This window comes from Bradyrhizobium sp. LB8.2, from assembly GCF_040548035.1.
Lineage (GTDB): Bacteria > Pseudomonadota > Alphaproteobacteria > Rhizobiales > Xanthobacteraceae > Bradyrhizobium.
Genome location: NZ_JBEPQV010000016.1, coordinates 124108 through 145000, shown reverse-complemented (window position 1 = coordinate 145000; position 20893 = coordinate 124108). Strand labels below are relative to the sequence as shown.

The 20893-nt window shown below is 63.4% G+C and carries 21 protein-coding genes and 1 tRNA gene; 13 read left to right on the top strand and 9 right to left on the bottom strand.

Annotation, left to right across the window (positions count from 1 at the left end):
• The 7 genes from ABIB06_RS20610 to ABIB06_RS20580 form a co-directional block, all read right to left on the bottom strand.
• Positions 1-807: an ABC transporter ATP-binding protein gene (locus ABIB06_RS20610; protein WP_354046053.1), complete on the bottom strand. Its 807-nt coding sequence runs from the start codon at positions 805-807 to the stop codon at positions 1-3.
• A complete protein-coding gene (locus ABIB06_RS20605) occupies positions 786-1541 on the bottom strand; it encodes an ABC transporter permease (protein ID WP_354046051.1) in 756 nt (251 codons plus the stop codon). The genes ABIB06_RS20610 and ABIB06_RS20605 overlap by 22 nt, the downstream gene beginning before the upstream one ends.
• Before the next feature lie 2 nt (positions 1542-1543).
• On the bottom strand, positions 1544-2509 hold the full coding sequence (locus ABIB06_RS20600; protein WP_354046049.1) for an ABC transporter substrate-binding protein: 966 nt from the start codon (positions 2507-2509) through the stop codon (positions 1544-1546).
• Between the two features lie 52 nt (positions 2510-2561).
• Entirely contained in the window at positions 2562-3269 is a 708-nt protein-coding gene (locus tag ABIB06_RS20595; RefSeq protein WP_354046047.1) for a GntR family transcriptional regulator, read from the bottom strand.
• Between the two features lie 85 nt (positions 3270-3354).
• Entirely contained in the window at positions 3355-4194 is an 840-nt protein-coding gene (locus ABIB06_RS20590) for an N-acyl homoserine lactonase family protein (RefSeq protein ID WP_354046045.1), read from the bottom strand.
• A gap of 21 nt (positions 4195-4215) precedes the next feature.
• Positions 4216-4602: a carboxymuconolactone decarboxylase family protein gene (locus tag ABIB06_RS20585; protein ID WP_247348113.1), complete on the bottom strand. Its 387-nt coding sequence runs from the start codon at positions 4600-4602 to the stop codon at positions 4216-4218.
• A gap of 28 nt (positions 4603-4630) precedes the next feature.
• Positions 4631-6007, bottom strand: a complete 1377-nt coding sequence (locus ABIB06_RS20580; RefSeq protein ID WP_354046043.1) for an MmgE/PrpD family protein — start codon at positions 6005-6007, stop codon at positions 4631-4633.
• Between the two features lie 226 nt (positions 6008-6233).
• Between ABIB06_RS20580 and ABIB06_RS20575 the strand changes: the two genes are divergently transcribed.
• The 12 genes from ABIB06_RS20575 (at position 6234) to ABIB06_RS20520 (ending at position 18303) form a co-directional block, all read left to right on the top strand.
• Positions 6234-7127, top strand: a complete 894-nt coding sequence (locus ABIB06_RS20575; protein ID WP_354046041.1) for an NAD(P)-dependent oxidoreductase — start codon at positions 6234-6236, stop codon at positions 7125-7127.
• Between the two features lie 31 nt (positions 7128-7158).
• Positions 7159-8553, top strand: coding sequence for an MmgE/PrpD family protein (locus ABIB06_RS20570; protein WP_354046039.1), 1395 nt, complete (start codon positions 7159-7161; stop codon positions 8551-8553).
• Between the two features lie 112 nt (positions 8554-8665).
• Positions 8666-9601 (top strand): branched-chain amino acid ABC transporter permease, encoded by a 936-nt coding sequence (locus ABIB06_RS20565; RefSeq protein WP_354046037.1) that lies wholly within the window; start codon positions 8666-8668, stop codon positions 9599-9601.
• 2 nt (positions 9602-9603) lie between these two features.
• A complete protein-coding gene (locus ABIB06_RS20560) occupies positions 9604-11376 on the top strand; it encodes a branched-chain amino acid ABC transporter ATP-binding protein/permease (RefSeq protein ID WP_354046035.1) in 1773 nt (590 codons plus the stop codon).
• On the top strand, positions 11363-12070 hold the full coding sequence (locus tag ABIB06_RS20555) for an ABC transporter ATP-binding protein (protein WP_247348104.1): 708 nt from the start codon (positions 11363-11365) through the stop codon (positions 12068-12070). The genes ABIB06_RS20560 and ABIB06_RS20555 overlap by 14 nt, the downstream gene beginning before the upstream one ends.
• A gap of 32 nt (positions 12071-12102) precedes the next feature.
• Positions 12103-13353: an ABC transporter substrate-binding protein gene (locus ABIB06_RS20550; RefSeq protein ID WP_354046032.1), complete on the top strand. Its 1251-nt coding sequence runs from the start codon at positions 12103-12105 to the stop codon at positions 13351-13353.
• A gap of 34 nt (positions 13354-13387) precedes the next feature.
• Positions 13388-14623, top strand: a complete 1236-nt coding sequence (locus ABIB06_RS20545) for an ABC transporter substrate-binding protein (RefSeq protein WP_354046030.1) — start codon at positions 13388-13390, stop codon at positions 14621-14623.
• A gap of 14 nt (positions 14624-14637) precedes the next feature.
• Positions 14638-15018, top strand: coding sequence for a carboxymuconolactone decarboxylase family protein (locus ABIB06_RS20540; protein ID WP_247348098.1), 381 nt, complete (start codon positions 14638-14640; stop codon positions 15016-15018).
• Between the two features lie 15 nt (positions 15019-15033).
• The gene (locus ABIB06_RS20535) at positions 15034-15804 is read left to right on the top strand and encodes an SDR family oxidoreductase (RefSeq protein ID WP_354046028.1); all 771 of its coding nucleotides are present in this window, start codon (positions 15034-15036) and stop codon (positions 15802-15804) included.
• A gap of 24 nt (positions 15805-15828) precedes the next feature.
• Positions 15829-16569, top strand: coding sequence for an SDR family oxidoreductase (locus ABIB06_RS20530; RefSeq protein ID WP_354046026.1), 741 nt, complete (start codon positions 15829-15831; stop codon positions 16567-16569).
• A gap of 21 nt (positions 16570-16590) precedes the next feature.
• Entirely contained in the window at positions 16591-17304 is a 714-nt protein-coding gene (locus ABIB06_RS20525; RefSeq protein ID WP_247348092.1) for a GntR family transcriptional regulator, read from the top strand.
• Positions 17305-17328: 24 nt separating this feature from the next.
• Positions 17329-18303, top strand: a complete 975-nt coding sequence (locus ABIB06_RS20520; protein ID WP_354046023.1) for a tripartite tricarboxylate transporter substrate-binding protein — start codon at positions 17329-17331, stop codon at positions 18301-18303.
• Between the two features lie 310 nt (positions 18304-18613).
• On the opposite strand, the gene ABIB06_RS20515 is transcribed toward ABIB06_RS20520, so the two are convergent.
• Positions 18614-19210 carry a LysE family translocator gene (locus ABIB06_RS20515; RefSeq protein WP_354046021.1) on the bottom strand — a complete coding sequence of 199 codons (597 nt, stop codon included), beginning with the start codon at positions 19208-19210 and terminating at the stop codon, positions 18614-18616.
• Positions 19211-19308: 98 nt separating this feature from the next.
• Between ABIB06_RS20515 and ABIB06_RS20510 the strand changes: the two genes are divergently transcribed.
• The gene (locus tag ABIB06_RS20510) at positions 19309-20175 is read left to right on the top strand and encodes a LysR family transcriptional regulator (protein WP_354046019.1); all 867 of its coding nucleotides are present in this window, start codon (positions 19309-19311) and stop codon (positions 20173-20175) included.
• A gap of 632 nt (positions 20176-20807) precedes the next feature.
• On the opposite strand, the gene ABIB06_RS20505 is transcribed toward ABIB06_RS20510, so the two are convergent.
• Positions 20808-20882: transfer RNA gene (locus ABIB06_RS20505), tRNA-Gln, on the bottom strand.
• Between the last annotated feature and the right edge of the window lie 11 nt (positions 20883-20893).

Below are 20893 nucleotides of genomic sequence, written 5' to 3'. Positions count from 1 at the left end.
TCACGCCGATTTGCGGATGTGCCGCCAGATGCGGTCGCGCAGCGCGCCGAAAGCGTCGCCGCTCAGCATCTCGTAGGTGCGGGGCCGCGGCAGCTGGACCTGGAGATGGTCGACGATGCGGCCGGGCCGCGCCGACATCACGATCACCTCGTCGGCGAGATAGACGGCTTCGGTGAGGCTGTGCGTGACGAACACGACTGTCTTTCCGGTCGCCGCCCAGATACGCAGCAACTCGTCGCCCATGGTCATGCGCGTCTGCTCGTCGAGCGCGGCGAACGGCTCGTCCATCAGCAGCACCGGCGGGTCCTGCACCAGCCCGCGCGCGATCGAGACGCGCTGCTTCATGCCGCCTGAGAGCTCATGCGGATGGCGCTTTCCGAAGCCGTCGAGGCCAACCAGCTTGAGCGCATCCTGCGCCTTGGTGCGCCGTTCCGCCTTGGGCACGCCGCGCAGTGCCAACGGAAACTCGACATTGTCCTCTGCCGTCAGCCAGGGAAACAGGCTCGCCTCCTGGAACACCACGCCGACCCTGTCGGGGTCCGGCTCCGGGATCGGCGCGCCGCTGATGGTGATCGTGCCCGAGGTCTGCTGGCGCAGCCCAGCCATCATCATCAGAAGGGTGGACTTGCCGCAGCCGCTCGGACCGACCAGCACGACGAAGCGGCCGGGCTTGATCTCCAGCGAGACGTCCTCCAGCGCGACGACGTCCTGCGACCTGGTCTTGAACACCTGGCCGACATTCTTCACCTCGATCGCGCCGGCGCGCGCGGGAGGCTTCAACGGGGTCACGTTCGCCAATGGCTGCATCGCGTTTCCACCCATCTGACTAGTTCGTTGAAGGTCATGGCGATCGCGGCGACCATCACGACGCCGGCGAGGAGCTGCTTCATCTGGAAATTCTCACCCCAGGTCGCGATCTGGTGGCCGATGCCGTCGCGCGAGGCGTACATCTCGGCCAAAATCACGCCGGTCAGGTTGAAGATCATGGAGATCCGCAAGGCCTCCAGCAGCACCGGCAGCATGCTCGGCAGATAGACCCGGAACGCGGTCTGGATCGGCGTGGCGCCATAGGAGCGCGCCACCGTGAGATGCTCGACCTTGACCGACTCCACCGCCGTCGTGGTCGACATGATCACGATGAAGATCGTGGAGAAAAAGCCGAAACCGACCTTCTGCGCGAAGCCGACGCCGAACACCAGGATGAACATCGGCAGGAAGATCGACTTCGGAATGCTGAACGCGAAGAACAGCAGCGGCTTGGCCACGTCGGCAAAGTAGCGGTTCTCCGCGACCAGGAAGCCGATCACTGCGCCGAAGGGCACGGCGAGCGCGAACGCGGCCAGCACCTCGGTCGCGGTCACCATCAGATCCTTCTGCACGGCCGCGCGCTGCAGGAGATCGCCGAGCGTCGCGAACGTGTCGGACGCCGACGGCAGCAGGCGCGGATTGACGATGCCGGTGCGCGGCAGCACCTCCCACAGCGCCAGGATCGCGATGATGATCGCGATCCGCACCAGGTTGATGGCGAGCGTGCTCTGCATCGCTATTGCTTGGTCGGGATCGGCTTGAACTTGGTCGAGATCACGTCCTCGACCGGCACGATATCCTTGAGCCCGCCGAGCTTGGCGAGATCCAGCGACAGCTGCACGGCCGCGTTCACATTGACCGCGCCCATGTCGCCGCTGGTCTCGAGCTTCATGATCGTGTTTTCGTACTCGAGGCTCGCGATCTCCGGCGGCATTTCATAGAGCTCGGCGATCAGCTTGACCGTGACATCGCGATTGGCCCGCATGAACGCGACCGCGCCGTAGAGGGCGTTCACCGCCTTCTGCACCAGCTGCGGCTTTGCGTCGGCGAGCTTGTCGAGCACGATCCAGCCGGCGGTCAGGTTCGGCGGTACGGCGGTCGCATAGTCGAGGATGGCCCTGGCCTCGCCAGATTTCGAGATCTGGAAGCTGAGCGGCGAATAGACCACGGCAGCCTCGACGTTGCCCGCGAGGAGGTTCGGCACGAGGCCGCCGCCGCCGACGGGAACGCGGGTGAAATCGATCTTCTTGTCCTGGATGGTCCACAGCGCGAGCAAATCGGAGCCGGATCCGGCCGCGGTGATCGCCACCTTCTTGCCGTTGAGGTCCTTGACGTCGATGGTCGACTTGGTCGGGACCATCAATTGCCAGCCGAAATTGCCCATCGCGGCATTGGCCACGATCCGTGACATCACCCCCTTCTTGCGCCCGGCGGAAACCAGCGAGGGCGGATCGAGGATGATGTCGGCTGCGCCCGCAGCCATTCCTTCGAACGTCTCCGCACCGCTGCGGTAGATGGTCAGCTCGGCCTGGATGCCTTCCTTCTCGAACAGCTTCTGCCGCACAGCGGTCTCGGCGATCGTCGTCGGCCAGTAGGTTTTCGTCGGCAGGCCAACACGAATGGTGTCGGCGGCGCTCGCAGGGCCGGCAAGAATTGCGGCGGCGACGAGCGACATAAGCGCGTGACGGCGATTGATCTTCATTGTTGGTTTCCTCCCGGTCTCTGTTTTTGTTTGCCGGATTTTCTCCGGATCGTCAGGGCGCGCGGCTTACCTCCGCAATGCGCGAGGCAGCGAGCTCGACAAAATCTTTGGTGGTGCCGAAGTGCTTTGACAATGCGCGAACTGCCGCATCCGCATCGCGCTTCACCACTGCAGCGACAATCGTCTTGTGTTCGGCTTCGACGTTGCGCGGTTTGCCACCGACCTCCCTGCGAATCGAAAGCCGGCGATAGCGCTCGCTCTGCTCATGCAGCACGTCGCGGAAGCCGAGCAGCCATGGCGAGCCGCACGCGTTGACCAGCGCGCGATGGAAGATCCGATGACGGATTACCCATTCCTCGTAGTGCACCGTCGGATCGTCGGGATAGTGATAAGGAACGGCCTTCAGATCCGCCCACGCCGATTTCACCGAGGCGAGCCAGGCCTCATCGCCGCGCTCGATCGAGCGGCGGAGCGCAAGCCCCTCGATATCGATCCGGGTCTGCGTCACGTCGGCGAGATCGGCAAGCGACACCGGACTCACGCGGAAGCCACGCTGGTCGGACGCCTGCACGAGCCCGTCGGCGACCAGACGCGATAGCGCCTCGCGCACGGCGGCGAGGCTCACGAAAAACTGCTTGGCGAGCCCGGCGATATGCAGTTTCTGCCCCGGCAGCAGCCGCGTCGCCAAAATATCGGCGCGCAAGCGCTCATGCAGCGCCGACGTCAGACTGCGCGGACCATCCCCGGGGCTTCCGGACATATGGAACTGAAGCGGACCCATGTTGGGATGATTGCAAGGCGGCGCGCGCGGGTCAATAGAAAATCGAAAATCGATTTTTTCTAGCCTAGGTTACGCCGCCGCCCCGCTGAACGCCCTGGGACTGAATGGCTTGGGATGGCGCCACATCGAGACGGACCGCAACGCCATCCAGATCCGGGCTTGGCGCGGGATAGAGCTTCATCACGAGCGGATCATGACCGGGAACGATGTGGGCCGCGTCGGACGCCGCGACCCGCAGCTTGTCAAAACCCACCAGCATGTCGCCGACGTGAAAAGCCGTCGTGAACGGACGCTCGCTCGTCATGTTCTCGTAGAAATGGCTGACGTCGGAGGCGAGCACGACAGGGCCGCGGCGTGTGTTGACGCGGACGAACTGGAGACCGGCGGAATGCCCGCCGGCCGCATGAACCGTCAGTCCGGGCGCAATCTCGGCGTCGCCATTGTAGAACAGCACCCGGCGCGCATAGTTCAGCCGCACGATCCCGCAGACATCCTCGACCTCGAAGGAATGCGACAGCCTCGGATATTGCATATAGCGCCCGGTGGCGAAGGCGAGTTCGCTCTCCTGAAGATGAAACCGCGCGTTCGGAAACCGGTCGAAATTGCCGGCGTGGTCGTAGTGCAGATGCGTGAGGATCACGTCCTTGACGTCGGCGACGTCGACATCGAACGCGCGAAGCGTCTCTACCGGGCAGCGCAGGAATGTTCGCCCGCGCTGCCTCGCAATTTCAGCGTTGAACCCGGTGTCGATGACGAAGGTGCGATCGCCTCCCCTCGCCAACCACATGAAATAGTCCATCGGCATCGGCCCGTCATGCGGGTCGCCGCCGATGAAGTGCTCGCTCCGTTGCGCATCGCGCGTTGCATAGTGGATGGCGAAGAGCTCGTATTCCGGATCAGCCATGACAACTCACATAGTCCGTGCTCAGGGTTTTGCATCGACCTCGTTGAAGGCCTCGCGCGCATTGCGGAAGGCGTCGATGCCGGCGGGAACGCCGCAATAGACGGCGACCTGCAGCAGGATCTCCTTGATCTCCTCCTTGGTCAGCCCGTTCTTTAGGGCGCCCTTCACATGCAGCTTCAGCTCGTGCGGGCGGTTCAGCGCGCCAAGCATTGCCAGATTGACGATCGAGCGCGTGCGCCGGTCGACGCCGGGCCGCGTCCACAACGCGCCCCAGCAGAACTCGGTCGACCATTCCGCCATCGTGCGCGTGAACTCGTCGGCCCCGGCAATCGACTTGTTGACGTAGTCCTCGCCGAGCACTTCCTTGCGAACTTTGAGGCCTTTTTCGAACAGTTCGGTCTTGCTCATGATCGTCCCTTTCAGGTCTTGAGAGATTCTAGTTGGAAGTTGTCTGGCGCGACGCCGACGGCGGTCGCAGCGATTGCAGGAGATTGCCGACGTTATCCGCCTTATCGAGCAGCCAGACTGCGTCGATAACGCGGTCCGCATCCCAGTCGCTCCGACCAGTGCGCACGCCTTCGCGCAGCTTTTCTTCAATGTCGCTATCTGCAAGCGGCGCGGCCTGGCTGCCGCGCGGCGTGATGACAGTCTCGGTGAGGACCTCGCCGGATGACAGACGCAAGATGACCCGCGCCGCGCCATCGGGCATCTCACTGTCGAGCTCCGCCCTCACCTTTTGTCGCAGCTGCGCGATATCGGGCCGGGCCACAGTTTCACGTGCAAATTCGACAACGCCGGCCGTGCCGAGCAGTAATCCGCAGGCAACGCAATGATGGATACTGACGCGCGCATCACGCTCGTTGTTGACAGGGCGATCGCCCCGCGCAAGCAGCAGCGCCGAGCCCTGCACCGTTACCGACTCGATCTGGTCGATCCGTCGGCCCATTTTCCCGCGCATAAGGAGGCATGCATCGATCACCGAATGGAACACGATGCCGGCCGGATAGGGCTTGTAGGTATTCTTCGCGATCTCCCAGGTCTTGCCGAGACCCTCGAGCAGGCGGGCGAGATCGGGCTCATCTCCCATGGTGCGCGCCCAGCCGAGCGGACCTTCGATCGCGCGCGGCGCGGCCTCATAACCCTGCTGCGCAAGCAATGCGGCGAACAATCCGTTGCGTGCCGCGTTGCCGACGCTGACGTTCTTGGCGGCGCTCGGCAGGTTCTCGACATTGCCGGCCGACTGGCTCGCCGCGAGTCCGATGGCGTTCGCAATCCCTTCCGCCGGCAGCCCCAATAGCTTCGCGCAAGCGGCGGCCGCGCCAAAAATCCCGCAGGTTGAGGTGATGTGCCAGCCGCGCGCGTAGTGGCGCGGCGACACCGAATTGCCGATGCGGCACTCGACATCCACGCCGAGGATGAAGGCCGTCAACACCTCCTGGCCCGACACCTTGCGCGTCTCCGCGAGCGCGAGCACGGGAGCGGCAACCGGCGCGGCCGGATGAATGATCGTCTCGGGATGCGTGTCGTCGAAGTCGAGCAGATTGGCCGAGATGGCATTGAGAAACGACGCGCATAACGCGTCAATCGGCTCCGAATGGCCGATCACCGTCGATGTCGCGGCGCCGCTGAACGGCGACAGCGTGCGCATCGCGGCCATCACGACGGGATCGCGTGCGGAGCCGAGCGTGGTCGCAAAGAAATTGAGGATCGATCGCCGCGCTTCGTGGCTTTGCGCCTCGACGTCCGCCCATGACGCGGACGCGACAAAATCGGCGAGCGTCTTGCTCACACTCGAAGTTGGGACTTGCGGCACGCGGGGCGTCTTCCTCGTTTTCCCGGACCTTATGCCGATCATCGGCAAACTGTCGACCCCAAATGTTATGCTTGACAGCTTGTCTGACAAACATAACAATCCGGCCCGCTGGCGCGGGATCCCGCTGCCACGACGACGGCGGCAGAAAAGGCCGACCGGCGAAAACGTTTGACCAGAATATCAAGAAGGCGCGCCCGTCACGGGATCGCGCGACAGGGAGTAGACGATGGCGGGAGAGATTCTCGGCGTGATCGGCACGGGCCGCATGGGCGACCCCATGGCGGGGCGATTGATCGACGCGGGCTATTCGCTCGTCATCTACGACACGCAAGTCGAGGCGACCCAGCCGCTGGTCAAGCGCGGCGCGCTACTCGCAAAGTCGCCAGCCGACGTCGCCTCGCGCGCCGATATCGTGCTCGCCAGTCTGCCGACACCCGACATCGTCAAGGCCGTCACGCTCGGACAGGACGGCATCAGCAGCGGCAATCGTGCGAAGATCGTGATTGATCTCTCGACCTCCGGTCCCGGCACGGCGAAGTTCGTCGCTGAAGGCCTCAAGGCCAAAGGAATGCAACTCGTCGATGCGCCCGTGAGCGGTGGCATCAAGGGCGCCGTCAACGGCACGCTGGCCGTGATGGTGTCGTGCCCGCAGGTAACCTACGAGACTGTGCAGCCAATCCTGAAGAATTTCGGCAAGCTGTTCTACACCGGCGACAAGCCCGGCGTGGCGCAGACGGCCAAGCTCGCCAACAATCTGATGGCGGCCGCGGCGCTGGTGATCACGTCGGAAGCAGTCGCGATGGGCGTCAAAGGCGGCGTCAACGCAAAGGTGCTGATCGACATCATCAATGCCAGCAGCGGCCGCAACAGCGCCTCCGAAGACAAATTCCCCCGCGCGGTGCTGCCCGGCACCTTCGATTTCGGCTTCACCACCGGCCTCTCCTACAAGGATGTCCGGCTGTGCGTGGACGAAGCCGAGGCCATGGGTGTGCCGATGGTCTGCGGCGCGGTGGTGCGGCAGATGCTCGCGATCACCAACGCCAAATACGGCGCGTCGTCCGATTTCACCTCGATCGCCAAGGTGCTCGAGGAGTGGGCCGGCGTCGAGATGCGTGGCTGATCGCGCAAAACCCTCGGGGAGAGCGACTGCGATGACGATCGGCCCGACCGTATCAGGCAAGATATCGCTCGCGCGCCAGATGGCGCGGCGCGTGATTGCGCTCGACCTCGGAGATTTCGGGTCCGAAGTCGTCGCCAAGGCGAAGATTTGTCTGCTCGACTTCTTGTCCTGCGCCTTCGAGGCGGGCCATCATCCCTGGAGCCGTCAGGCTGTTTCAATCGCGAATGCCGGTGGCAGCGCGACGATCGTCGGACGACCGCAACCCTCCTCGCCGGCCGACGCAGCCTTCGCCAATGCCGTGATGGGACATGGTCTCGTCCGTGAAGACATGCATGCGGCCAGCATCGCGCACCACGGCGTCGTGATCTGGCCGACCCTTCTCGCGCTGTCGGAACAGACGCCGCTGCACGGGGGCCGACTGCTGACAGCGGCCATCATCGGGTACGAGACCGGCGCGCGGATCGGCCGCGCGCTCGTCAGCTCAGATCTCGCGCGCTTGTATCGGCCGACCGGGCTGGTTGCACCGATCGGCGCGGCGCTGGCGGGAAGTTTCGCGCTTGGCCTTTCCGAGGACGCCGCGACCAGCGCCATCGCGATTGCGGCCAATACGTCGAGCGGACTGAACGAGTGGCCGCATGCCGGCAGCTCGGACATGTATTTTCATCCGGGCTTCGCCGCCAGTAACGCAATTAAGGCGATTGGTCTTGCCGCGGCGGGCGCTTTCGGCTCGGAAACGATTCTCGAAGGTGAAGCCGGCTTGTTCGCCGCATATCGCCGCCAGGCCGCGCCCGACAGCGTCGCGCTATTCCCGAATGGCGAGAGCGAAATCATGACCGTCTACAACAAGCCGGTCCCGGCCTGCAATTTCGCGCAGACCGCCGCACAGGCGGCGCTTCGCGTGTCGCGCGAGCTCGCCGGCGCCGACGAGATCGACCGCGTCGTCATTCGCGCGCCCGATGCCGCCGTTCGCTATCCCGGCTGCGACTCCACTGGGCCCTACCGCAACGCGCTTCAGGCCAAGATGAGCATTCCGTTCAGCGTCGCCGCGACGCTGGCGCGGGGCGAGATCGCGGAAGAGAATTATGCCGGGCTCGATGATGCCGACATCATCCGCCTGGTTTCGGTCACGGACCTCAAGGCCGATGCCGGCTTCACCGCTGCCTTCCCCGGCAAGCAGGGTGCGGATGTGACCGTGCATCTGCGCGGCGGCCGGACGATCCGGCACGCGTTGCCCGATGTCATTGCCGCCACACCCTCAGATATTCGCGCGCGTTTTCGCGCCGCCGCCAGCCGCGCCCTCGGCGAGGACCGCGCACACCGGCTGGAGCAACTCATCGACGACTGCGAACAGCTCGGCAATGCCAGTGCCATCGCAGCACAGTGCCGTCTGGACGCACCGGAACGGGTTTTACGATCGGCATCATAAGAAGTGCCGGAGAGTACGGGGGAAACATGGTCGACTTGGAGACCAGTCTATTAGCACCATCGACGCATGATCGTCAGCAGGCCGGCGCAGGCGCCGCGCGGAGGCCGGGTTGATGGAGGGATTCTTTCAAGCGCTCGCCGCAGGCCTTCTGATCGGTGCCGTCTACGGCCTGATGTGCGTCGGGCTCGGCCTGATCTTCGGCGTCATGCGCGTCATCAACTTCGCCCACGGCGATTTCATGATGCTCGGCATGTATGTCGCCTTCTATCTCTTCACCGCCGCCGGGATCCAGACGCTGTTCGGCAATACCGTCGGGCCGTTCGTCGCGATCCTGCTCGCCGGGCCCGTGCTTGCCGTATTCGGCTATTTCGTGCATCTGGCCCTGATCTCGCACGTCTCAGGCACGCGCACCGCCTCGCTCGAGGGCGAAGGCCATTACGCCCAGCTCATCCTCACGCTCGGCATCGCGCTGATCCTGCAGAACGGCGGCCTCATCGTGTTCGGATCCGTGCTGGCCTCGATCCGCACGCCGCTGTCGAGCACGGCCTGGGAGCTCGGCCCCTACCTCGACATGAGCATCTTTCTCAACAAGGCGCGCAGCATCGACGCGATCGTTTCGCTGGCGATCATGACGCTGCTCTCGCTATTGATCGCGCGCACGCGGATCGGCAAGTCACTCCGTGCCGCCGCCGACAATCCGACGGCCGCGACCTATATGGGCATCGACGTCGACCGCGCCCACCGCACCGCCTTTGCACTGGGCTGCGGCATCACGGCGATCGCCGGCGGCCTGCTCGCAACCAACTATCCGTTCCACCCCTTCGTCGGCCTCGAATACGTCATCGTCATGTATGCCGGTGTCGTGCTCGGCGGCATGGGCAGCATCATCGGCGCCTTCTGGGGCGGGATGACGATCGGCCTGGTGCAGCAGATGTCGACGCTCATCCTGCCGACGCAATTGCAGAATGCTGCGATCTTCGCCGTCTTTCTCCTTATCATCTTCTTTCGCCCGCAAGGCTTCTTCGGGCGCATGGTCGAGAGGACGTGACCATGCTCCGGATGCGTTCCTTCCTTCCTCCCCTGCTGTTCACGATCGCCTATGCCGTGGTCTCGCTCGGCGTCACGAACTCCTATTACCAGCTCATCCTGACCCTGGTGCCGGTGTGGGCGGTATTCGGGCTGTCCTGGAACCTGCTCAGCGGCTACACTGGACTGATCTCGTTCGGCCACGCCGCCTTCTTCGGGATCGGCGCCTATGCCACCGCGCTCGGGCAGATCTATTTCGATATTTCGCCGTGGCTGCTGATTCCGGTCGCCGCCATGCTCGGCGGCATCGCCGGGCTCCTGATCGGATTTCCGACCTTCCGCCTGCAGGGCCACTACTTCGCCCTGGCGATGCTCGCTTACCCGCTCGCCATTCTCTACGTGTTCGAATGGCTCGGATTCCAGGAGGTGACGCTCCCGATCAAGCGTGACGCTCCGATCGCCTATATGCAGTTCGCCGATCCTCGCCTCTACACGTTGCTGGGGCTCGCGATCATGCTTGCCACGATCGTGCTGACGCAGGTGATCGAGCGCTCGCGCTTCGGCATGGCGCTGCTCGCGATCAAGCAGAACGAGGCTGCGGCCGAAGCGGCCGGAATCAATACGCTAGCCTGGAAGCTCCGCGCGATCACGCTCAGCGGCGCAATCGCCGCTGCCATCGGCGGGTTCTACGCGCAGGTGCTGCTGGTCGTGACCCCGGCCTCGGTGTTCGGCATGCTGGTGTCCGCGCAGGCGCTCACGGTCGTGATGTTCGGCGGCGTCGGCACGGTCTGGGGTCCGGTCATCGGGTCGGTCATTCTGATCCCGCTCGCCGAAATCCTGCACGCGGAGGCCGGTGCGCGCATCCCCGGCATCCAGGGCGTCATCTTCGGCCTTGCCATTGTCTGCGTGATCCTGTTGGCACCGGAAGGCCTCTTTTGGAAACTGCGCGATCTCTTGCGCAAACGGGATGCGTCCAAAGCAACGGTCAACGACGCTCCGGGAGCGACCGCCGCCAACGTGACGACACTGAAGCCCGGCTCGCAACAGCGCGCCGCGACCGGCGAGGTCGTGCTTGAGGTTCGCAACCTCTCGCGCTCCTTCGGTGGCCTCAAGGCCGTGCAGGATGTCAGCTTCAAGCTGCACAAGAACGAGATCCTCGGCATCATCGGCCCCAACGGTGCCGGCAAGACGACGCTGTTCAATCTCCTCAACGGCTTCCTGAAGCCGAACCAGGGCGAGGTTCTGATCGACGGCCGCAACATGTCCGGCCAGCGGCCGCACACAATCTGCGAGGCCGGCGTCGGCCGCACCTTCCAGGTCATGCGGCCGTTCCTGCGCATGTCGATCCTCGACAATGTCGTGGTGGGCGCCTACGTGCGTGCGCGCTCCGACGGGGAGGCACGCAAGCTTGCCGCCGACGCGGTTGCCCGCGTGGGGCTTTCTGCGGTGGCCGATCGTGTCGCCGGTGAACTTTCGACCAAGGAGCTGCGGCTGATGGAGCTTGCGCGCGCGATTGCGGGCCAGCCACGCATCCTGCTGCTCGACGAGACGCTGGCCGGCCTCGGTCACGGCGAGGCGGACGAGGTTGTCGCCGTGATCCAGCAGCTTGCACGCGACGGCATGACCATCGCCATCATCGAGCACACCATGCAGGCCATGGTCCGGCTGGTCGACAGATTTCTCGTGCTCGACCACGGGGCCGTCATCACCGAGGGCCTGCCGGAGGTGGTGACGCGCGACAGCCGCGTGATCGAAGCCTATCTCGGCAAAAAGTGGGCGGCCCATGCTGCGAATTGAGGGATTGAGCGCGGGCTACTCCGCAAAACCCGTCCTGAACGACGTGTCGATCAATGTCGGTGCAGGTCAGTTCGTTGCGATCGTCGGGCCCAACGGCGCCGGCAAGACCACGCTGTTCAAGACAATTTCCGGTATCGTGAAGCCGAGCGGTGGGGCTATCTCATTCGACGGCGTCGATCTGCTCGCGGTGCCGCCGCCGCAGCGCGCCCATCTCGGCATCGCCCATGTCCCCGAGGGCCGCCAGGTCTTCCCGTCGCTGACCGTGATGGAGAATCTGGAAATGGGCGCGATGACAGAGAGCGGCCGGCGCGACTGGCAGGCCAATATCGAGCGCATTTTCGAATGGCTGCCGGTGCTGAAGGAACGCCGCAATCAATTTGCGGGCACGATGTCCGGTGGCCAGCAGCAGATGCTCGCGATCGGCCGCGGTCTCGCCTCCTCGCCAAAACTCCTGATGCTGGACGAGCCCTCAATGGGGCTCGCGCCGTCGACTGCGGACTTCATCTTCGAGCGCCTGATCGAGATCCGGCGTCAGTCCGGGCTGACCATGCTGCTGGTCGAGCAGCGCGTCGCGGAAGCGCTTGAGTCAGCAGATCACGGCTACGTCCTCGAAGCCGGACACGTCGTGCTCGAAGGCAACAACGACACGCTGCGCGCCGACGACCGCGTACGCAAAGCCTATCTCGGTATGTGACGAACAAAAAACAAAGACCAGGGAGAAACAAAATGAACAAGACTTCGAAAGGCAAGACATCGAAGGGATTGACGCGCCGGACCGTACTGTCGGGCGCCGCCGCCGTCGGCCTCGCCGGCGTGGCACGCGCGCAGACGCCGGCCGAGGTCAAGGTCGGACTGATCGTGCCGCTGTCGGGCATCTACACCCGCCCCGGCCAGGTGATGAAGATGGGCGCCGAGATGGGCATCGAGCACATCAACGCGCAGGGCGGCATCAAGGCGCTCGGCGGTGCCAAGCTGAAGCTTGTCGTGATCGATTGCGGCGACACCACCGAGAAGGCCAAGAACGCGGCGCAGCGCATGGTGGCGCAGGAGCCCGATCTCGTCGCCGCCACCGGCGCCTATCTCTCCTCCTTCACGCTCGCCGTAACCGAGGTGACCGAGCGCGCCGAACTGCCGGTGCTGACGCTGTCCTATTCGGACCTGCTGACCGACCGCGGCTTCAAATACATCTTCCAGACCGCCGCGACCGCAAGCCGCCAGTCCGAGCTCGGCCTGCCGACGCTGATCAAGCTTGCCGAGAATGCATCGGGCAAGAAGCCGAAGACCGTGGCGATGCTGATGGACAACACCGCGACCTCCGTCGCCACCGCCAAAGCGCTGAAGGAAAAGCTGTTCGCGCAGGAAGGTCTCCAACTCGTCGTCGAGGAAGTCTGGACGCCGCCATTGTCGGATGCGACCCCGCTGATCCAGAAAGTTCGCTCTGCAAAGCCGGACCTGCTGCTGTTCATGCCGAACGCGGTCTCCGACGCCAAGCTCGGTCTGGAGAAGATCAGCGAGTTCGGCCTCGGCCAGGGCAAAATTCCGACGGTGTCGTTCAGTATCACCATTGCCGAGCCCGACATGCTCCAGAGCGTGAGTCCGGAGACCGTGCAGGGCATCATGACCATCGTCGCCAACTGGGGATCGAAGGGTCACGAGGCGCTGATCGCGGAGCTCAAGGCCAAGTACAAGGAGCCCTGGATGACGCAGAACGTCATCTCGACCTATGGCGACATGTGGCTGATGAAGGAGGCGCTGGAGAAATCCGGCAAGGCCGACCGCAACTCGGTCGCGCAGGCCTTCCGCACCCTGGATGCCGGCCCCTCGAAATACTATCCAGGCGGTCAACTCAAATTCGACGAGAAGGGCCGTCGCGTCGGCGCCGGCGTCGTCATCGTGCAGTGGCAATCGGGCGTGCCTGTCACCGTTTATCCGCCCGAGCTCGCGCAGTCGCAGCCGTTCTGGCCGAAGAAATCCTAACAGCGTCGCGCTTTTTTCAGGGAGGAGAATTGTCATGACCACGAAGAGCAAGATCACGATCACGCGGCGAACGCTGCTGGCGGGCGCATCCGGTACGCTGATCGCATCCCGCGCCTGGGCGCAACAACCCGCGGAAGTGAAGGTCGGCCTGCTGGTGCCGATCTCCGGGCTTTATGCCCGGCCGGGAATGGTGATGCGTGAAGGCGCCGAGATGGCGGTCGATCACATCAACGCGCAAGGCGGCGTCAAGGCACTCGGCGGCGCCAAGCTGAAGCTCGTCGTGCTCGATTCCGGCGACACCACGGAAAAGGCCAAGAACGCCGCCCAGCGCATGGTTGCGCAGGAGACCGATCTGGTCGCGGCCAGCGGCGCGTATTTGTCCTCGTTCACGCTCGCGGTGACCGAGGTGACCGAGCGCGCCAGCTTGCCCGTCCTCACCCTCTCCTACTCTGACCTCATCACCGAGCGCGGATTCAAGTACGTATTCCAGACCGCAGCCACCGCAGGTTCGCAGGCGCGGCAAGCGTTGCCCCAGATCATCAAGCTGGCGGAGACGGCCTCCGGCAAGCGTCCGAAGACGGTCGCGATCCTGACCGACAACACGGGGGCCTCGATCGCCTCCGCAAAGGCGATGCGCGAAGGCCTTCTGGCGGAGAACCAGTTGCAGCTGATCGTCGACGAGACGTTCACGCCGCCGCTGGCGGATGCGACATCGCTGGTGCAGAAGATCCGTTCGGCGAAACCCGATTTGCTGTTCTTCCTGCCGACGGTGATCTCTGACGCGAAGCTGCTGCTCGAGAAGATGAACGAGTTCGGTCTCGGCCAGGGCAAGATTCCGACCATCTCGTTCGGCATCGCGATCGCCGAGCCGGACATGCTGCAAACCGTCAGCCCCGAACTGCTTCAGGGCGTACTGACCTGCGTCGCAAGCTGGGGCGCCAAGGGCCACGAGGCACTGATCGCCGAATTGAAGACCCGCTACAAGGAGCCGTGGATGACGCAGAACGCGATCTCCACCTACGGCGACATGTGGGTGATCAAGGACGCGCTCGAGAAAGCCGGTAAGGCCGATCGCGTCGCCGTCGGCGAGGCATTGCGCACCATGGATGCCGGCCCCTCGAAATACTATCCGTTGGGCGAGATCAAGTTCGACGAGAAGGGCCGCCGCGTCGGCGCCGGCATGACCATCGTGCAGTGGCAGGCAGGCGTGCCGGTGACGGTGTTCCCTCCAGCGCTCGCACTGGCACAGCCGTTCTGGCCGAAAAACTGACAACGGAGAACAACATGGACAAGGCGACTTACGACCGCGGCCTCGAAATCCGCAAGAGCGTGCTCGGCAACGAGTTCGTCGACAAGGCTATCGCATCCGCGGACGATTTCAACCGCCCGATGCAGGATCTCACCACCGAATATTGCTGGGGCTATGTCTGGGGGCGCGAAGGGCTGGAGCGGAAGACCCGCAGCTTTCTCAATCTCGCAATGCTGTGCGCGCTCAACCGGCCGCATGAGCTGAAGACTCACGTGCGCGGCGCGCTCGCCAACGGCGCAACGCGCGAGGAAATCCGCGAGGTCTTCATGCAGGTTGCGATCTATTGCGGAGTGCCGGCCGGCGTGGATGCATTCCGAAACGCGAAGGACGTCTTCGCCGAACTCGACAACAAATAGCGAAGCGTGGCTACGATGAAGGGCAAATGGGCACTCGTGACTGGTGCGACTGCGGGCCTCGGACTGGCCGTCGCGGAAGGCCTGGCCGGCGCGGGTGCCAACATTGTCCTTCACGATCTCGTCGCGCCGAAGCAGGCCGCGGATGACCTTCGCGCCCGCTTCGGTGTCGAAATCATCGCGGCCGGCGTCGATCTCTCCCAACGCGAGGCGATCGAGGCCATGACGGCGGACCTGCTCGACCGCTGCGGCGCCATCGATATCCTCGTCAACAACGCCGTTATCAGGCATTTCTCCGCGATCGAGCAGTTTCCGCCCGATCGATGGGAGCAGGCGCTGGCCGTGAACCTGTCTGCGCCGTTCCATCTGATCCGCCTGGCGCTGCCGGCGATGAAGCAGCGCGGCTGGGGCCGCATCATCAACATGGGCTCGATCTATTCGAGCCGCGCAGTCGAGGACCGCATCGACTACGTCACCACCAAGACGGCGATTTCCGGCATGACCCGCGCCGTCGCCATTGAGACAGCCCGCAGCGGCATTACCTGCAACACGCTCTGCCCCGGCACGCTGCCGACGCCCGCCATCCTGAACAAGATCGCGGCGATCGCATCGGACAGTGACCGATCGGTAGACGACGTGACCCGTGAGTATCTCGGCGAGCGCCAGCCCACGCAGCGCTTCGTCGAAATGGATGCGGTCGCCGCCATGGTCGTCTTTCTCTGTGGACCCGCCGCAAACGACATTACCGGAGCCAGCCTGCCGATCGACGGCGGCTGGTCGGTCGCATGAGAGCATTGGAACGGGAGTGTTGTTATGACTGAACATTCGGGCCAGACCGTCGTGCTGACAGGCGCCGCCGGCGGCATCGGACGCGCCATCACCAAGGCGCTCTTGGAAAGCGGCCGCCGCGTCGTGCTGGTCGATCGCGACGCCAAGGCGCTTCAGGAGTTGGCGGCGACGGCCGGCAATGCGGTGTTTCCGATCCAGCTCGACATCAGCGACGCAAAGGCGGTGGATGGCCTGCCCGATGCCATTCCCGGTCATTTCAAACCGGTCGATGTCCTCATCAACAACGCCGGCCACGATATCGGCGGACGGACACGCTTCGACATTGGTTCCGCGGACGACTGGTCCAACATCATCCAGACCAACCTGATCGGCCTGATGCGCGTCACGCGCGCGATCCTCCCCGGCATGGTCCAGCGCAATGCCGGCCATGTCGTCAATATCAGCTCGATCAACGCGGTCCGGATCGTGCCTGACATGGCCGCCTACAGCACCAGCAAGGCGGGCGTGCACATGTTTACCGAGACCCTCCGGGGCGAGCTGGCGGAAACTGCGATCAGGGTCACCGAGCTCCAGCCCGGCCTGACCCGGACCAACATCATCCTGACCCGCTACCGGGGCGATCAGCAGAAGGAAAAGGACTATTTCGACCAGTTCAGGATGGCGCTCGAGCCGGCCGATATCGCCCGTTCCATCGTCTTTTCCCTCGACCAGCCCCCGCACGTTCAAATTGCCGAAATGATGATTCTGCCTGTAAACCGGTTTTGAGCCCTCAAACCAAGGCCAGTCATGGACAGACGCACGGAACTGCAGTCGCTTCGCATCGAGGACGTCCCGACCGTCCGGGCGATGGTCGCGCAAAAGCTGCGCGAGGCGATCATGTCCGGAACGCTCAAGCCGGGCCAGCGGCTGGTCGAGCGCGAGCTCTGCGAGATGATGGGCGTCAGCCGTCCCTCGATCCGCGAAGCGCTGCGCGCCCTCGAGGCCGACGGGCTCGTCAATACCGTCCCGCATCGCGGCCCCGTGGTCTCGACGATCAGCCTGGAGGAGGCCCGGCAGCTCTACACGGCACGCGCGGTCCTCGAAGGCTTCGCTGGCCGCGAATGCGCCAGGCTTCACGATCCCGAAGTGGCGCGCCGGATCGGGGACGCCCTGACGCGGCTGAAGGCCGCCGCCGCCAAGCAGGATCTGGTCGGGTGCCTCGAAGCCAAGACCGACTTCTACGGCGCGCTGATCGGCGGCTGCCGCAACGCCTTCATCGAGCGCATGCTCAAGCCGCTCCACGACCGGATCCAACTGTTGCGGATCACGTCGATGTCGCAACCGAAACGGATCAACAAGAGCCTGCGCGAGGTGACCGCGATCTGGCGTGCCATCCAGAACGGCGATGCGGACCTCGCCGAACGTTGCTGCGTCGATCACATCAACGCGGCCGCGGTGGCCGCGCTCGACATGATCGAAAAATCGTCGGCGGCCAAGGAGGCGGCGCCTTCCGACGACTAAAAAAATGCCGCCAGGGAGTGTTCGATGACGTATCTCGTACGATCGCTGATCCTGTTTTTCCTGCTCTGCCCGTGTGGCGCGGCGATCGCAGACGACTACCCCACCCGCCCGGTCACGATGATCGTGCCCTTCTCCGCCGGCGGCCCCGGCGACGTCATCGCGCGGATCCTCGGCAACGCCATGAGCGCGACGCTGAAGCAGTCGATGGTCATCGAGAATGTCGTCGGCGCCGGCGGCACGCTCGGCACCAACCGCGTCGCCAAAGCCGCGCCTGACGGCTACACGCTGCTGTTGATGCATGTCGGCCAGGCCACGGCACCCTCCCTCTATGCCAAGCTGCCGTTCGACCCCGTCGGCGACTTCGCCACGATCGGGCTTGTCACCGACGTGCCGATGATCCTGGTGGCCCGGCCGAATTTTCCGGCCAAGGATCTCGGCGAGATGATCGCGCGCATCCGCAGCGAAGGCGACAAGATGACTTTCGGCAATGTCGGTCTCGGCTCGGCCTCGCAGCTCTGCGGCCTGATGTTCATGAACACCACCGACACAAAGCTTACGCCGATCTACTACAAGGGCGGCGGACCGGCGCTGAACGACGTCATCGCTGGCCACATCGACGTCTATTGCGATCCCGCGACCGGTCCGACGCCGTATATCCAGTCGAACACGATCAAGGGCTACGCGATCACAAGCAAGAAACGCGTCGGGACGCTGCCTGACGTGCCGACCTCGGCCGAAGCCGGCGTTCCCGAGTTCGACGTCACGACCTGGTACGGCCTCTACGCGCCGCGCGGCACGCCGAAGCCGGTGATCGACCATCTCGTGAGCGCGCTGCAGACAGCCCTGAAGGATCCTGCCCTGATCAGCCGCTTTGCCGAACTCAGCATGGCTCCGGTCGAGCCCGAGCGCGCGACGCCGGAGGCGCTCGAGGCTTTCCTGAAGGCCGAGATCGGCAAATGGGGACGGATCATCAAGGCCGCGGGAATCGAACCACAGTAGATCCCACCATCAAAGGCTCGAAGCGAGGCCTTCAGGTAACACTCGACTGGCGATGATCCGCGTCGCGTACCGTCCGGATCGACCACTCTCTTGGGATTAAGAGGCAGTACCTCTTGGATGAACAAGGGCTACAACGACCGCATGAAATGCGGGTCCGTGTTGTCCTTGGCGCATCCGAACCGCAGTTTCTGACGCGGGTTGGGATGCCCATCATTGCCATGTGCTTCTCAGGATTATCGCTGAATACCAGCAACTCCTTGGGGAAAGCCCCGTCATTGGGAGAAGGCAGAGCGACCAGCGGCCCCGATCATTAGAGCCACATCGGAACGATCGAAATGACGAGCAAAACCCCTAAAAGGACATTGAGGACGCGCCACTGTATCTCCGTTTCGAGCAGGCGAGCGAGCAGCAATCCGGCGGCGCACCAGAGCGAGAGAGACAGGATTGCGGCGATACCAAATGCGCACCCGAGCAGCGCACCGAGTTGAAACGGGTTGCCCGCAAGCGCAGCAAAGGAAGCTGCGGCCCCCAGCGTCATCGCCCAGCCTTTCGGGTTGTGCCATAGCAACCACACCCCGCCGAGGAAGCTGGTCGGTTTCGCGAGATTAGCTTGGAGATGGGGAGGTCCGCTGCGACCGATCTTCCAGGCAAGCCACAAGAGATAGAGCGAGCCGATCGCCTTCATAGCGAGTTGCAATGACGGTAGCGCCAGCAAAACGCTCGCCAAGCCCGCAGCGGCCGAGGCCGCCATTGAAGCAAGGCCCACCGCGATGCCGGCCATGAGCGGTATGGAGCGACGATAACCGAAATGAGCGCCCGAGGCTGTGGCTAAGGTCGTTGCGCCTCCTGGCGTGATCGTCGAAACGATAACGAAGAGAATAAGCGGTAAGAACTCAGCGGAAGACACTCTCTGCCCCTGTTTATTGAAGCGAGAATTTACCGCGCCGCAGTCCATTATGGAAACGCATGCTGTGCATGGAATGCATTACGATCCATAATACAAGGATGAGTCGTAATCTCGATATGGGGCTTCTGCGGACCTTCGTAGCCGTCGCCGATCATGCCAGCATGACGGCGGCCGGAAATGCGCTGCACCTGTCTCAAAGCGCCGTTAGTCAGCAGATCGCCCGATTAGAGGATTTGTCTGGCGCTCTCTTTACGCGTGATCGCCGACGCATTCGGCTCACTGCCACAGGAGAGCGGTTGCTGGGGAAAGCCCGTCGTCTGCTGGTCCTGAATGACGAGATTTGGTCAGACATGACTACCGAGGCGATGAGCGGGCAAGTTCGCCTGGGCGCTCCCTACGACCTCGCCGGCACGTGGCTCGCTCCAATCTTGAAAACCTACACTGAGAACCATCCGTTGGTGGACATCATGCTCGTTTGCGCCGCGTCTCCTGATCTTCTGGCGAGCACCCTGGATGGGACGATTGATGTTGCCCTTATCGAAGAACCGCTCGGGCCGTCCCGTGGCGAGTGCCTGATCGTCGATCGCTTGGTGTGGGTTGGTGCAAAGTCCGGCTCGGCACATTTGAAAACGCCGTTCCCTGTTTCGATGGTCGCCGAAACATGCGGATTCCGGCCTGCGGTCCTTCAAGCGCTAAGTGAGCACGGCGTGGCATGGCGCACTGTGTTTGAGAGCGGGAGCATCGATGCCAGCACGGCTACCGTTCGCTCAGACTTGGCGATCACGGCTTTGCTCACCTCGACCGTGCCGGCCGACCTCGAGATCGTACCTACAGAAGCGGGCCTGCCTGAGTTGCCTCCGTTTGCGATCAATCTGCATATGCCTAACGGCCACGCGCCGCCAGCCGCCACCGAACTTGCGCGGCACATCCGTGAAAGCTTGATACGACATCTGCCGGGAACGTAAGCGCCGTCTTCAGCCTCGTTTATCATGGGACAGGACGAGATGAGGATCATTATAGTATGGCTGGCAACGCTCGGCTTGAGCTGCGGCGACAATAGGCTGCATCTCGCATCAGTACCGGTTGCGACCAAATTGGAAGCTGCCGTTCGTTAAGGAAGCCTCGGGCTGTTGGAAGACAGTCTGGTCCATAGAAGCAAGATGATGCGAGTTATCTGGCTTCCGGATTATGCAATTGTGGTGCGACCGCGCGCACCAACTCGGCGACAAGTATCACTGCTGGGTCCATGTCGGTGCGATGGTGCCGGACAAGATGGAGCGAGACTAGCGTCCGATCTCAAAGATAGACTTCGCGTTTCGTTGAACAGTGCTTAGGCGGCGGGACTCTGCAGCTGTCGATCCCGCACGCGACATCAACGCGAGCGGTCGGAAGCTTGCAACGCGGACAGCGTTCATAGGCTCAATTCGTATCTTGATAAGTCGAACGAACGTTCAACGCGCGAGCACTTTCATCTGCCTTCGACCAAAAACGAAACCAGCACAGAATTTCCAAATGCGAGGTAAGCGGAATTTCCAAATGCGCCGGAAAATCCTCCTTCAGCAAGGCCATTCCTCTAACAAAATCAGCATGTTGGATCTGGCTGGGGCGGGAGGGATCGAACCTCCGAATGGCGGAATCAAAATCCGCTGCCTTACCACTTGGCTACGCCCCAACAGGATGACC

What these genes read in the sequence shown, in the direction of transcription:
- ABIB06_RS20610 (WP_354046053.1), bottom strand. Translation starts at nt 807, where the DNA reads ATGCAGCCATTGGCGAACGTGACCCCGTTGAAGCCTCCCGCGCGCGCC.
- ABIB06_RS20605 (WP_354046051.1), bottom strand. Translation starts at nt 1,541, where the DNA reads ATGCAGAGCACGCTCGCCATCAACCTGGTGCGGATCGCGATCATCATC.
- ABIB06_RS20600 (WP_354046049.1), bottom strand. Translation starts at nt 2,509, where the DNA reads ATGAAGATCAATCGCCGTCACGCGCTTATGTCGCTCGTCGCCGCCGCA.
- ABIB06_RS20595 (WP_354046047.1), bottom strand. Translation starts at nt 3,269, where the DNA reads ATGTCCGGAAGCCCCGGGGATGGTCCGCGCAGTCTGACGTCGGCGCTG.
- ABIB06_RS20590 (WP_354046045.1), bottom strand. Translation starts at nt 4,194, where the DNA reads ATGGCTGATCCGGAATACGAGCTCTTCGCCATCCACTATGCAACGCGC.
- ABIB06_RS20585 (WP_247348113.1), bottom strand. Translation starts at nt 4,602, where the DNA reads ATGAGCAAGACCGAACTGTTCGAAAAAGGCCTCAAAGTTCGCAAGGAA.
- ABIB06_RS20575 (WP_354046041.1), top strand. Translation starts at nt 6,234, where the DNA reads ATGGCGGGAGAGATTCTCGGCGTGATCGGCACGGGCCGCATGGGCGAC.
- ABIB06_RS20570 (WP_354046039.1), top strand. Translation starts at nt 7,159, where the DNA reads ATGACGATCGGCCCGACCGTATCAGGCAAGATATCGCTCGCGCGCCAG.
- ABIB06_RS20565 (WP_354046037.1), top strand. Translation starts at nt 8,666, where the DNA reads ATGGAGGGATTCTTTCAAGCGCTCGCCGCAGGCCTTCTGATCGGTGCC.
- ABIB06_RS20560 (WP_354046035.1), top strand. Translation starts at nt 9,604, where the DNA reads ATGCTCCGGATGCGTTCCTTCCTTCCTCCCCTGCTGTTCACGATCGCC.
- ABIB06_RS20555 (WP_247348104.1), top strand. Translation starts at nt 11,363, where the DNA reads ATGCTGCGAATTGAGGGATTGAGCGCGGGCTACTCCGCAAAACCCGTC.
- ABIB06_RS20550 (WP_354046032.1), top strand. Translation starts at nt 12,103, where the DNA reads ATGAACAAGACTTCGAAAGGCAAGACATCGAAGGGATTGACGCGCCGG.
- ABIB06_RS20545 (WP_354046030.1), top strand. Translation starts at nt 13,388, where the DNA reads ATGACCACGAAGAGCAAGATCACGATCACGCGGCGAACGCTGCTGGCG.
- ABIB06_RS20540 (WP_247348098.1), top strand. Translation starts at nt 14,638, where the DNA reads ATGGACAAGGCGACTTACGACCGCGGCCTCGAAATCCGCAAGAGCGTG.
- ABIB06_RS20535 (WP_354046028.1), top strand. Translation starts at nt 15,034, where the DNA reads ATGAAGGGCAAATGGGCACTCGTGACTGGTGCGACTGCGGGCCTCGGA.
- ABIB06_RS20530 (WP_354046026.1), top strand. Translation starts at nt 15,829, where the DNA reads ATGACTGAACATTCGGGCCAGACCGTCGTGCTGACAGGCGCCGCCGGC.
- ABIB06_RS20525 (WP_247348092.1), top strand. Translation starts at nt 16,591, where the DNA reads ATGGACAGACGCACGGAACTGCAGTCGCTTCGCATCGAGGACGTCCCG.
- ABIB06_RS20520 (WP_354046023.1), top strand. Translation starts at nt 17,329, where the DNA reads ATGACGTATCTCGTACGATCGCTGATCCTGTTTTTCCTGCTCTGCCCG.
- ABIB06_RS20510 (WP_354046019.1), top strand. Translation starts at nt 19,309, where the DNA reads ATGAGTCGTAATCTCGATATGGGGCTTCTGCGGACCTTCGTAGCCGTC.